A 13,017-nucleotide genomic window follows, 5' to 3' on the forward strand; every position below is an offset into this window, starting at 1 on the left:
TGAAGTGCATGTAAGGATAAATATCTGGTCTTTTAATTCTAACAACATTCACCTAAGTTTTGTTTTGATATGGATATAAAATAAAAGGGATACTTTTTTTAAGTACCCCCTTTATGATATAAATTTTTATAACTATGCCTGTTTTATAGCGGCCTGAGCAGCAGCTAACCTGGCAATAGGTACCCTGTAAGGTGAACAGCTTACATAATCCATTCCAACAGAGTTGCAGAATTCTACTGAACTTGGCTCACCACCGTGTTCACCACAAATTCCGACTTTGAGTTTTGGATTGGTACCACGACCTTTTTCAACGCCCAGTTTCACCAGCTGACCAACACCTTCCTGATCAAGTACTTCAAAAGGATCGTTTTTCAGGATGCCTTTTTGAATATATACCGGCAGGAATTTCCCGGCATCATCACGGGAATAACCGAAAGTCATCTGAGTTAAGTCATTCGTGCCGAATGAGAAGAACTGTGCTTTGGTCGCAATCTGGTCGGCAGTGACAGCAGCTCTCGGAACCTCTATCATTGTACCTACCAAATAGTCAACCTTAGTACCTTTTTCAGCGAACACTTTTTCAGCTGTTGCATGTATAATGTCGTACTGCAGTTCAAGTTCTTTTAGTGTTCCCACTAAAGGCACCATGATTTCAGGACGCGCATCCACGCCTTTTTGCTTCAGATTCACAGCAGCTTCAATAATAGCACGTGCCTGCATTACAGTAATTTCTGGATAGGTATTTCCGAGACGGCAGCCACGGTGACCTAACATAGGGTTGAATTCTTCCAGTTCGGCCACTTTGTTTTTTACATAATCAAGACTTACGCCCATTTCCTGAGCCAGTTCTTTTTGCGTAGCCAGCTGATGAGGAACAAATTCATGCAAAGGCGGATCAAGCAGACGAACCGTTACTCCAAAACCGGCCATCGCTTCAAATATTCCTTCGAAGTCACTTCTTTGAATAGGAAGTAATTTTTCCAATGCTTTTTCTCTTCCCGCAACATCGTTGGCAAGAATCATTTCGCGCATGGCCTTAATACGTTCACCTTCGAAGAACATATGTTCTGTACGGCAAAGACCAATACCGGTAGCACCAAACCTGCGAGCTACAGTAGCGTCTTTGGGAGAATCAGCATTTGTTCTGACATTCATTCTTGTAAACTTGTCAGAAAGGTCCATGATTTTAGCAAAATCACCGCTCAGTTCGGGTTCCATTGTAGCAACACGTCCTTCGTATACCACACCAGTTGATCCGTTCAATGAAATCCAGTCACCTTCTTTAAAGGTTTTACCTTCCATGGTGATGGTTCTGTTTTTATAATCAATTTTAATTGATCCGGCACCTGACACACAGCATTTACCCATTCCACGAGCAACTACAGCTGCATGCGATGTCATACCACCACGGGCTGTTAAGATTCCTTTGGCAATGTTCATTCCTTCAAGGTCTTCCGGTGAAGTTTCAATACGAACCAGAATGGTATTGTCATATTTTTTTGCTTCATCAGCAAAGAACACAATCTGTCCTGTGGCAGCTCCCGGAGAGGCCGGTAAACCTTTTGCCATAACACTGGCAGAAGCTTCAGCTTTTTTATCAAAAACAGGATGCAGTAATTCATCAAGTTTTTGTGGTTCCTGACGTAACAAAGCTGTTTTTTCGTCAATCATACCACTTTCGAGCATGTCAACAGCGATTTTAACCATGGCAGCACCTGTACGCTTACCGTTACGGGTTTGGAGCAGCCAGAGTTTTCTGTCCTGAATGGTGAATTCAAGGTCCTGCATATCGCTGAAATAGTTTTCCAGTTTTGTTTCCACATCGAACAATTCCTGAGCCACTTCAGGCATAGCCTCTTCCAGTGACGGATATTTCTCTTTACGAACTTCTTCAGTTACATTGGCTAACTTTGCCCAACGGCGTGAACCTTCGAGTGTAATTTGCTGAGGTGTACGAACACCTGCAACCACATCTTCACCCTGAGCATCAATCAGGTATTCACCATTGAAAATGTCCTCACCTGTTCCGGCATCACGCGTAAAAGCAACACCTGTACCTGAGTTTTTACCCATGTTTCCAAATACCATGGCCTGAACATTAACAGCTGTTCCCCACTCATCAGGAATACGGTTCAGACGACGGTAGTAAATGGCACGTTCGTTGTTCCAGCTGTCAAATACAGCCATCACAGCTCCCCAAAGCTGATCGTATGCATCTTCAGGAAAATCGTGGCCTGTCTGTTTTTTAACGGCTGCCTTAAATTTCTTAACCAGCTCTTTCAGATCAGCAACTTCAAGTTCAGTATCCAGTTCAACACCTTTGGCTTCTTTAACCTCTTCCATGATGGCTTCGAAAGGATCAATATCTTCTTTGCTCTCAGGTTTCATGCCTAATACCACATCGCCATACATCTGAACAAATCTGCGGTATGAGTCCCATGCAAATCTTTCATTACCTGATTTTTTTGCAATACCTTCAACGGCAGCATCGTTCAGTCCAAGATTCAAAACGGTATCCATCATACCTGGCATTGAAACTCTCGCGCCAGAACGAACAGAAACAAGACATGGGTTTTCTTTGTCGCCGAATTTGGTGCCCATAAGATTTTCAATGTTGGCAATAGCGGCTTCCACATCTGATTTAAGCAATTCAACCACTTTTTCCTCTCCCAGTTGATTGTATTCAGTACATACGTCTGCTGTGATAGTAAATCCCGGAGGTACCGGAACCCCAATGAGGTTCATTTCGGCAAGGTTGGCACCTTTTCCTCCCAGGAGGTTTTTCATGTCGGCCTTTCCTTCAGCCTGGCCGTTTCCGAAAGTGTAAACTCTTTTGTTACTCATAGTTATTATTTAAATATGTAGTTATTAAATATTTGAATATTCATGAATGGGGAACAAAGGTAGGATAAATATTTAAAAAGTTGAATGTAAAAAATGTAAAAAACCGTTACTTCTGTTAAGGACTGTTGAATAGCCTTTCTCAGCTGGTTTCACGCGTAATATCTATCAGGAAATCTGCTTTTGTAGTCTGGAATTATGTTGTTTATTTAGTCTGGTTTTATCGTTAAACTTCGGCTTGTCTGGCTGGCAGCACCAAAAATTCCACGACCGTTTTTAATGTTTGTATAAATGTATATTGGTTCAGAAAGCGGAAAATCATAATAACTGTTATACGATGCCAGAGACCTGAGATAATAAAACATATCTTTGGTATAAGAAGTCAGTGTAATTCTTAAATTCAGAATATCAACATCGGTATAGAAATAAAAATTATCTGAACTGAAGGAAATTTGGTTCTTTAGTCCCGGCAGCAGCTGATCTTTAAAATAGAGAATATTTCCACCGGTTTCTTCCGTGATATCTGTATTAGTGTAAAGTCCGTAATCGTTTTTAAACTCATATATGCCATCCCAGGAACTAATCTCTACCGGGTTGAACACGAGAATACTATCTACTGAAACATAATTTTCGGGGTCAGGCGGAGGGAAATCATTGGTGTATTTATATTCTCCATCGTCCATAATGTAAGTATATGAAGCTCTTTCTATTTTGATGCTGTAGAAATTATCTGTTGCCGGAGCATCATCCAGAAGTACGGATAAACTTATGTTGTATATGATTGTCTCAACATAATCCGGTGGACAGTCATAGCAGGGAGTTCCTGATTCTTCTTTTGTGATTTTTATATTTTCAACGGAAAAAGACGTGGAATCAGGAACAGTCAAATCAGCCTGAGCAGTTTCCAGTCCGTTTACGGATACATTAATGTCAAATTTATCCAAAGGTTTAACGTGAATATTATCGGCAACAAACAGATTGGAATCACTACTGTATCTCACATTTACATTGCTTCCGTTTTGGAGCAGCTCCAGTTCTGTTGGAGTAACTCTGGACCATTCCATATTCAGGTTATTCCGCATAGCAGTTCTGGCAATCATAAAGCTGAAAACAGAGTCAGACTGTGCCATTCCGTTGATAACGATCTGAGGTTCATGTACCTGTAATGGAAAATCTTCCACAACTTTGCTGCATGATGAGCTAATGATGATCAGTACTAAAACCAGATATATTCTTAATATTGACTTCATGATCTAAAATTTAATAGTATAACTTAGTGTTGGCAAAGGGAAGGGTAACAGACTGAACTGACGGACCACGAATAAATCCTGCATCAGATTTTGATCCCACCGTGTTCCGGGAAACATAAAAGTAGGATTTTTAGCTGCCGTTACATTATAAACACTAAGATTGAATTTATGAGTGGTTCTGGTCATTTCTTTTATATAAGTTATACCCAGGTCAACCCGTTTGTAAAATGGCATTTTGTAGCTGTTTTTAGACTCAAAAAAGTAATTGTCATCCACAAAAAACGGGATATTCCCGTCATCGGGGCCATATACATAGTAATTATTCCAGTACTGTTTGGTGTCAGGACTGTTAAGTAAAGGCATTTTCTGATCATAAAGTGTAAATGAATTTCCTGAATTCAACTGCACATTGGCTGAAATCTCCCAGCTATCGTTTAATTTATAATTACCGACAACAGACAGGTCGTGGCGTCTGTCATACTTGAATGGATAAGGCATCCCGTTGTTAAGATCCTTAAAATACCGATCACTCCATGCCAGTGTGTATCCTAACCAACCAGTTAGTTTGCCCTGTGTTTTCTGAAAAAACAGCTCCATGCCATAGGCTTCGCCACTTCCCTGTGTCACTTTGTCTTCCCAGTTTGTTTCTATAAGAAAGAAGGATTCTCCCTCTTTATAGGAAACCAGGTTGTCCATCTTTTTATAATAGCCTTCGAGTGTAATCTCATACACATCGTTTATAGCCAGAGCTCCTCCCAGTGCCGCCTGCCAGGATTCCTGTGGTTTGATATTTTCTGTAGCGGGAACCCATAAATCAGTCGGTAAATTACCGATGGAATTGGCCAACAGATTAAGGTACTGCGTCATTTGCGCAAACGAGGCTTTAACTGATATATTTTTATCCAGTTTATATCTCAGTGATGCTCTGGGTTGAACGGACTGATAGTAGGTTTTCCCTTTGTTAAAACCAGAATAATGCACACCGATATTAGCTTTTAGCCGGTTTGAAAATTCGATGTTATCTTCGGCATACAGTGCCACTTCAAAAGCAGGAATATTGACAAATCCCAGTGTGGTGTCGAGCAGTGAACCTTGACCGGATGAATTATAATTTAATGCAGATGTTCCAGGCGTATAGGTATGATAAGTGTACCATCCTCCCATTCGAATATACTGTTTACGCGTCGGAATAAAATCAAAGTCCTGTTTGATCCCAAAGTCCCTTATGTTGGAGTAATAGGACAGATCAAAACTTTCCGATTCTTCTTCCTCTCCGGTTACTTTACTTTTATAGTCGAAACCAAGACTAGTCTGAAACTGGTATTTGGTATAGGTGAGTGTTGTATTAGAGAACAGCTTACTGTTGAAAACATGGTTCCAGCGTAGTGCCGAGGTAAGGTTTCCCCAGAAAAACCTGAAACCAATGGTGTTTTCGTTGTCGTAAGTAATTAAGGTTTGTGTTCCGTCCCGGTCTTCGTAATTGGAGTAGCTGTATTTGTCGGTGACCCCAAGACCCAGCACATCCCGACCGTTATAGACACTTAAAAACAGACGGTCATGGTCAGAGAATTTATGATTGATTTTGGCATTGATGTCATAAAAATAAAGATCGAGATTAATATCGACGTTTGGGTCTGTATTAGAAAGTTGAATGAATGGCGCTGCAACAGCATCAATATAAGTTCGCCGGGCAGCAAAGAGGAAGGATGTTTTGCCTTTGCTGATTGGTCCCTCCAATAAGATTTTGGAAGAGATTAAACCCAGTGTCGCTTCTCCGTGATAATTATACAGGTCTCCTTCTTTCATTCTTATATCAACTACCGAAGATAAACGGCTGCCATAGCGTGCAGGAAAGCCTCCTTTTACGAGGTCCACGCTTTTTATGGCATCTGCGTTGAATACCGAAAATATTCCAAGGGCATGACTGACGTTATATACCGGAACACCATCCAGCAAAAACAGGTTTTGATCAGGACCACCGCCACGAACATAAATCCCTGCAGTCCCTTCGGTTCCTCCTGCAACACCGGGCATCATCTGTAATGTTTTTAATACATCTACCTCTCCGAATAAAACCGGCATGGACTTTACCTGTTTGGGATTCAAGGATACCGTACTCATCTGTGAAGTCTCCACCGTTTGCTGGGGAGAACGGTCCATTACGGTGATTTCCTTAAGGGTTAAAGATTGACTGAGCTCAATATTAATGATTGTATCCTTTTTAAGGTTCAAACTCAGCTTAACCGGTTCATAACCAATATAAGAATATTCGATTTCCACATCTTTACCGGCTTCAACACTGATGCTGTAAAACCCGTAATAGTTTGTAACGGTTCCTTGCTGCAAAGCCCGGATGTACACATTAGCCTGTATAAGCTGTTCCCCAGAGCTTTTGTCAGAGATGGTACCGCCTATATTGACTTTTTGACTGAAGAGTGGGAGTGGGAGTAAGAATAGCAATATTAAAATCCTGTTCATTAGGGTTTTATTATTAGGTTAATATGATTATTAACACCCAAAGATAGTGTTTCATCATCTAAATTCATCAGTATATGCTGTATTAACGACGCATAATTAGATAAAAAGTTGCACAGCAGAATAAAAACTGCAAAAAATAATACCTTGCACTGTAATGTTTTTTTTTCTGGAACGTATCTTATTTAAAAGCGATTTTTTTGAGAACTAAGGAATTCAATACACATTTTCTGGAACATAAAGCGGCGCTGTTTGGCTATATATTCGGATTGATAAAAAACCGGGAAGAGGCTGAAGATGTGCTTCAGGAACTTTATCTCAAACTATGGCGTAAAAGGGATTCCATTAAAAAGGAGACATGCCGTTACTATTTCTACAGCAGTGCAAGATCGTTAAGTATTGATGCCCTTCGAAAAATTAAACGGACAATGGACTTGCAGTTTTCCGTGGAGTATGAAACGTTCTCTGAGAATACCTTTGAAAAGCAGGAACTGTCCATGCACTTCAGGAGCGCTATTGATAATCTTCCTGGAAATTACAGGGAAGTGATTTACCTGGTGGATGTATGTATGATGAACACAGCTGAGGTTGTGGATTTGACCGGTCTGAAAACAAATAATGTTCGCGTTATTCTGAGTCGGGCCAGGAACATGATAAAGGAGGAACTGACTAAAATTTATAGTTATGAGCGCACAGAAAAATCCTGACGAACTATATAAGGCTGCCATCCAAAGTGAAAGGCAGGCACTTACTGAACAAGGTAACAGCATTCAGATAAATATGAAATCTGATAAAACAGTGAGGGTGAGGCGGATCGTATATTATGCATCTGTGGCCGCAGCGATTGTTGCAATGTTTCTGATTTTCAATCCCTCAGGGAAGCAGGACAGGCAACTCAAAACTTTTCAGACCATGGTTAGCAATATGGAGTTTACACCACCATCAGAGACATTCAGGTTTGACACCAGGATTAACCAGATTAATAAACTGAATCAGAAAATTGAAGAAATGAATAAGGATGATATGGTAAACCGGTTAAATGCAAAAATGAAAAAGTATAAACAACAAAACAAACAGTTATGAAGACAAAACACATTGGACTTTTACTGGTGACGATATCAGTATTGCTCTTATCCCAGACCACAGTGGCACAGCAGTTTAAATCTCCTGTAAGAACGCTGTACGAAAAGTATGAAGACAACTCGGATATGAATATGATGTATATGAGTAAAAAAATGTTTGAACTGAAGTTCGGGCAAAAGTTAAAGGAAAATTATTCGGATTTTAATCCGGAAAATCTCATCAATAATTTTAACGAGATGATCCTGATTGGCGGTGAAGATGATAAGCTTATTCCTGATGATGACATGAAGAAACTGAAAAATGAGATCAGGGACAAGAACTACGAACAGATTGTTAAAATGGTGGATGATGGAGAAAGCCTTACGGTTTATATCCTGGAAGATAAAAAGACGGATCGCATTAAGGATCTGATTGTAATGGCGCTGGAAGATGATGAACAATTAATTCTCAGTGTTTCAGGAAACATGACCATGAAGGAAATAATTACGGTATCTCGTTTACTGGATATAAATATATTAGATGTTTTAGATATGTAAAAAAAGCGGGCACTGCCCGCTTTTTTTATGTTCTTATCTTACCGGATAAATCGTAAATCCGTATTCGTACTGTTCCCCGGCATACCGCATATATTGCGGATGAGGTTTGGCTCCCCAGCTGTTGTCACCGCCAACACCCATTTGAAATTTATCTATTCTCAGTTCCACCAGGTCTTGTGGCTTTATGTCCGTGGTATGACGCTGTGCCTTACGCATTCCGGCATCAAAATCTTCAACCGTATTATTCAGGGCACTAAACCCGATAGGCTCATCACCTTTTATGCATACGCCAATCCCATCGTGGTTGATCAGTTTCACCCAGCGCGTATCCGTTTTATATCCGTTTTCCTGTGGACGGATATATGGCCAGTACTGGTCAGCCACTTTTGAATGGTAAAGATCCACAAAGGCTGCAGTGTTACGGTCGACATAGTTTTCCCACGGGCCACGTCCAAAATAACTCAGGTTATCAAATTCTGCAGGCAGTTGCATGGTCATGCCGATTCTCGGAATCTCCGGCAGTTTTTCCTTGCGTGCTTTAAAGGCGTATGAAACGTGAACTGAACCATCGCCCTTAATATCATATTCCATATGGATAAACCCATCGATACTGTCCAGCTGGAAATGTGCATATACAATTACTTCATCATCAGAAACCTGTTTGGAATACACATCGGTAGCTTTGAGATCTGTGGTGACATCCTTCCAGATTTTGCATCTTCGTGGCATTCGGTTTCCGAAGTCATTATCCGTGGGAGCTCGCCAGAAATCAGGCTCGAGCGGTTCTTTAACCAACTGTGTCTGATTTACAATATATGAGCTGATCACGCCATGTGTTCTGCAGAAACCAACAGAAAAGTTAAGACCTGCAACACTGATTTTTTTATCGTCTGTTGTAATTGTCAGTTTGCGCATCGGCCTTTCCACCGGTTTCGGTTCAATGTATTCAGGATACCTGAACTGTTCAGTTGCAACGGTATGGATCAGAGGAATAAGATCCGATGTCTGACCGGTCATCGCCTCAATGGTTAAAAAGTATTCCACGCCCGGTTCAGGTTTAAAATTACTTAGATTGAGATTCACGGTTCTCGACTCCTGGGGCCTGATGTTTAAACCGGCCAGGTTTCCCTGAAGTACAAGCTTCCCGTTTCCTTTCAGTTCCCAGTGATAAACGAACGGGGCAAGGGACGTGAAGAAAAACTTATTCGTAATCTCTATCTCTCCCTGCTTCAGATTAACTGCTTTGAATCCAATATTCTGATACACTTTTTTAATTTCATGCAGTGCAGGATGCGGAATTCTGTCGGGATTAACCACGCCGTTCAGACAAAAGTTACCATCGTTTTTTGTTCCTTCCGGCTCAAAATCGCCACCATAACCAAAAAATGTTTCTCCTGTAGCTGTTTTTTTAACAATGCCCTGGTCCACCCAGTCCCAGATAAAACCACCTTGGATCTGTGGTTCCGATTCCACCAGATCCCAGTATTCCTGGAAGTTTCCATTACTGTTGCCCATGGCATGCGAATATTCACACCAGATAAATGGCCGTTCCGGATCATTTCCGGTATATCTTTCCTTTACATATCTGATACCGGCGTACATGTCGCCATGAATATCGGTATGGCGTTCTTTGATGTCGGTTTGTTTTTCTGCTCTTTCATAATGAACCGGACGGGACATATCTCGTTTTTTTATGGCTTTGTAGGCATTCAAAAAGTTCATGCCTGTTCCGGCTTCATTTCCCATACTCCACACAATAACAGAAGGGTGGTTCTTATCGCGTTCCACCATGTTTATGTTGCGGGCAATATGAGCCTTTTCCCATTCCGGTTTGGTAGCAAGTGTGTATTTGGGGTCATAGCCAAAACCATGCGTTTCCAGGTCTGCCTCATCGTACAAATAAATGCCATATTTATCACACAGTTTATACCATAGCGGATCGTTAGGGTAGTGGGACGTACGGACAGCATTAAAGTTATTTTCCTTCATCAACTGAATATCTTTTATCATGGTTTCTTTATCCACCACATGCCCGTAGACCATGTCATGCTCATGCCTGTTGACACCTTTCAGGAGAATAGGTTTCCCGTTCACAAGCAGTTGTCCGCCTTTAATTTCACTGGTTCTGAAGCCGATTTTTGTACTGACAGCTTCCAGAACTTCACTTTTAGGGTTTTTAAGAACAATATTCAACGTATAAAGGTTAGGAATTTCTGCGGACCATTGCTTCACATTCTTAACAGTGCCGTTAAATGTTGTTGTGATTGATTGTTTCCGCTTAACGGTAACGTCTTTTTCTCCTTCAAGTACACTGATCCCATTTGCGTCCATAACTTCATAAGACAGCTTATACCGGTAAGCCGAACGTCTCTGCAGGTTATCAACGTCAACATCAAGGAAGAATATACCATTTGTATATTGCGCATCGAGTCCAGGTTTGGCGAAAAAATCACGGATATAAACCTGTGGTCTGGCAGTCAGGTAAACATCACGCTGTATGCCCGCAAGGCGCCAGAAATCCTGATCTTCAAGGTAGCTGCCATCACTCCATTTAAAAACTCTTACAGCCAGTTTATTCTTCCCGGGTTTTACATAATCCGTAATTCTAAACTCAGAAGGAAGCTTGGAATCCTGTGCATAGCCCACTTTTTCACCGTTGATCCAGACATAGTAAGCAGAGCTTACAGCTCCAAACGTCAGGAATATCTCTTTCCTGTCCCAATCCTCAGGGATGTCAAACACTCTGACATACGATCCCGTAGGGTTGTAGTTTTTGTCGATAAACGGTGGATTTTTTGGAAATGGATATCCTGCATTTACATAATTGGCAAATCCGTAACCAAACATCTCCCAGTTTCCCGGTACAGGAATGTCATCCCATTTTGAAACATCATAGTTTTCCTGGTAGAAATCTTCCGGACTGTCAGCAATGCGATCTGCAAAACTGAATTTCCAGGTGCCATTCAGGTTGATATAATCCGGATTCAGAGATGGACAATCCTTCTGTGAAAGGTCGGAGTTCGGATATGCAAGAAAGGTAGCGTGTGCTTTTTCCGCATTAATTGAAATGACATCAGGATTTTCCCAGTCATTTTGTTGCGCGGACACCGTGAATGTCAGCAATAAAAAAGTCAGTATGGTTATGTTCTTCATATTAAAATGTTTAAATTCTTTTTGTTGTAAAACATTGATCGTATATTCATAAAGTTATAAAGTGAGACCCGAAAGTTATTAATTAATTTTGGTAGGGCGGAAATATTAGGTGGGAAATTACGACAGTCTACTTCAAATAGTTTTTATATTTTTGTACAAAATCAGTAAGAATGAATTTTTTCGAACACCTTGGCCGATACGGTACGTTAATGGGAAAAGTTTTATCCAAGCCCGACAAACACAGAGCCTTTGTGAAAAATACGATCATTGAGTTTCAGAAGCTGGGAGTTCAGTCTGCCGGTATTGTAGCTATAATATCAGTATTTATAGGTGCCGTTATTGCCATCCAGACGGCTTATAACATGGAAAATCCGCTTTTACCAAGATATTCTGTGGGGCTGGTTACAAGGGATACATTATTACTCGAATTTTCATCTACCATTGTATCATTGATCCTTGCGGGGAAAGTTGGATCTAACGTAGCATCGGAGATTGGAACCATGCGAGTGACGGAGCAGATTGATGCACTGGATATTATGGGGATAAATTCTGCCAATTACCTTATACTGCCAAAGCTAGTTGCTTTTGTTATTATCATTCCGTTTCTGGTACTTTTAAGCATGGTTCTGGGAGTTGCAGGTGGCTATCTGGGAGGTGTTACACTATCAGGTGCAGTAACATCAACTGATTATTTATTTGGGATCCAATACTATTTTATTCCGTATTACATTGTTTATTCGCTTATAAAATCGCTCTTTTTTGCATTTATCATTGTTTCCATTTCAGCTTATTACGGTTATTTCACCAACGGTGGAGCGCTGGATGTTGGAAAGTCCAGTACAAAAGCAGTTGTTCACAGCACAGTGACGGTGTTGCTTTTTAATGTTTTACTCACTCAAATGTTGCTGGGATGATAGAAGTAAAGAATGTATCAAAAAGCTTTGACGGTAATCAAGTACTGAAAAATGTATCGGCGGTATTTGAACCGGGAGTAACCAACCTGATTATCGGGCAAAGTGGTTCCGGTAAAACGGTTTTGCTGAAAAGTATTGTAGGACTTCATGCCATAGACGAAGGTAGAATACTGATGGACGGACGCTGTTTTTCAGCTTTAAAACCCGGGAGTAAAGAAAAGAAAGCAGTCCGACGCGAAATGGGGATGTTGTTTCAGGGATCTGCACTGTTCGATTCCATGAGCGTTGAAGACAATGTACGGTTTCCCCTTGAAATGTTTACAAACATGACTGTAAAGGAGAAACAGGACAGGGTAGATTTTTGTCTTGACAGGGTGAATATTCAGGGGGCTCATAAGTTGTTGCCGGCAGAAATCAGTGGCGGAATGCAGAAAAGGGTGGCTATCGCCAGGGCCATTGCCTTAAATCCAAAGTATTTGTTTTGCGATGAACCGAATTCCGGACTTGATCCGAAGACATCGATCGTTATTGATCAGCTGATACAGGAAATAACAAAGGAATACAATATAGTTACCATTATAAATACCCACGATATGAACTCTGTTCTGGAGCTGGGTGAAAAGATTATTTTCATCAACCAGGGTAAGAAGGCATGGGAAGGAACCAGCGATGAGATCATGAAGACAAAGGACGAAGAGGTCCGGGCATTTATCTTTGCTGGTAATACAATGAAAGGTTTTAAGGATTATTACAATGAATAAACAG

9 protein-coding genes are annotated in these 13,017 nt (G+C 40.9%); 5 read left to right on the forward strand and 4 right to left on the reverse strand.

The genetic code is table 11. The features are described 5' to 3' along the window. Positions 1-132: 132 nt before the first annotated feature. From ppdK to ACE01N_RS03260, 3 genes are all read right to left on the reverse strand, one after another. Complete coding sequence (gene ppdK / locus ACE01N_RS03250) at positions 133-2,844, reverse strand: pyruvate, phosphate dikinase (protein WP_380584760.1); 2,712 nt, start codon at positions 2,842-2,844, stop codon at positions 133-135. Between the two features lie 206 nt (positions 2,845-3,050). Continuing rightward, the gene (locus tag ACE01N_RS03255; RefSeq protein WP_380584762.1) at positions 3,051-4,091 is read right to left on the reverse strand and encodes a DUF4249 domain-containing protein; all 1,041 of its coding nucleotides are present in this window, start codon (positions 4,089-4,091) and stop codon (positions 3,051-3,053) included. A gap of 3 nt (positions 4,092-4,094) precedes the next feature. Further along, positions 4,095-6,569: a TonB-dependent receptor gene (locus tag ACE01N_RS03260; protein ID WP_380584764.1), complete on the reverse strand. Its 2,475-nt coding sequence runs from the start codon at positions 6,567-6,569 to the stop codon at positions 4,095-4,097. A gap of 197 nt (positions 6,570-6,766) precedes the next feature. Here ACE01N_RS03260 and ACE01N_RS03265 point away from each other — a divergent pair, with 197 nt between their 5' ends. The 3 genes from ACE01N_RS03265 to ACE01N_RS03275 are packed head-to-tail and all read left to right on the forward strand — an operon-like array spanning position 6,767 to position 8,185. Continuing rightward, positions 6,767-7,273 (forward strand): RNA polymerase sigma factor, encoded by a 507-nt coding sequence (locus ACE01N_RS03265; protein WP_380584767.1) that lies wholly within the window; start codon positions 6,767-6,769, stop codon positions 7,271-7,273. Further along, complete coding sequence (locus ACE01N_RS03270; RefSeq protein ID WP_380584769.1) at positions 7,251-7,649, forward strand: hypothetical protein; 399 nt, start codon at positions 7,251-7,253, stop codon at positions 7,647-7,649. The genes ACE01N_RS03265 and ACE01N_RS03270 overlap by 23 nt, the downstream gene beginning before the upstream one ends. Beyond that, positions 7,646-8,185, forward strand: coding sequence for a DUF4252 domain-containing protein (locus ACE01N_RS03275; protein ID WP_380584771.1), 540 nt, complete (start codon positions 7,646-7,648; stop codon positions 8,183-8,185). Before ACE01N_RS03270 ends, ACE01N_RS03275 begins: the two co-directional genes overlap by 4 nt. A 33-nt stretch (positions 8,186-8,218) precedes the next feature. Here the strand turns inward: ACE01N_RS03275 and lacZ are convergent, their stop codons facing one another. Further along, complete coding sequence (lacZ, locus tag ACE01N_RS03280; protein WP_380584773.1) at positions 8,219-11,338, reverse strand: beta-galactosidase, LacZ type; 3,120 nt, start codon at positions 11,336-11,338, stop codon at positions 8,219-8,221. Positions 11,339-11,508: 170 nt separating this feature from the next. On the opposite strand from lacZ, the gene ACE01N_RS03285 reads away from it, so the two are divergent. Both ACE01N_RS03285 and ACE01N_RS03290 read left to right on the forward strand, forming a co-directional pair. Beyond that, on the forward strand, positions 11,509-12,252 hold the full coding sequence (locus tag ACE01N_RS03285; protein WP_375727538.1) for an MlaE family ABC transporter permease: 744 nt from the start codon (positions 11,509-11,511) through the stop codon (positions 12,250-12,252). After that, positions 12,249-13,013: an ABC transporter ATP-binding protein gene (locus ACE01N_RS03290; RefSeq protein ID WP_380584776.1), complete on the forward strand. Its 765-nt coding sequence runs from the start codon at positions 12,249-12,251 to the stop codon at positions 13,011-13,013. Before ACE01N_RS03285 ends, ACE01N_RS03290 begins: the two co-directional genes overlap by 4 nt. The last annotated feature ends 4 nt before the right edge of the window (positions 13,014-13,017 follow it).

Source organism: Quyinboa ferrireducens (genome assembly GCF_042436675.1).
Taxonomy (GTDB): Bacteria; Bacteroidota; Bacteroidia; order Bacteroidales; family UBA5342; genus JBHJHP01.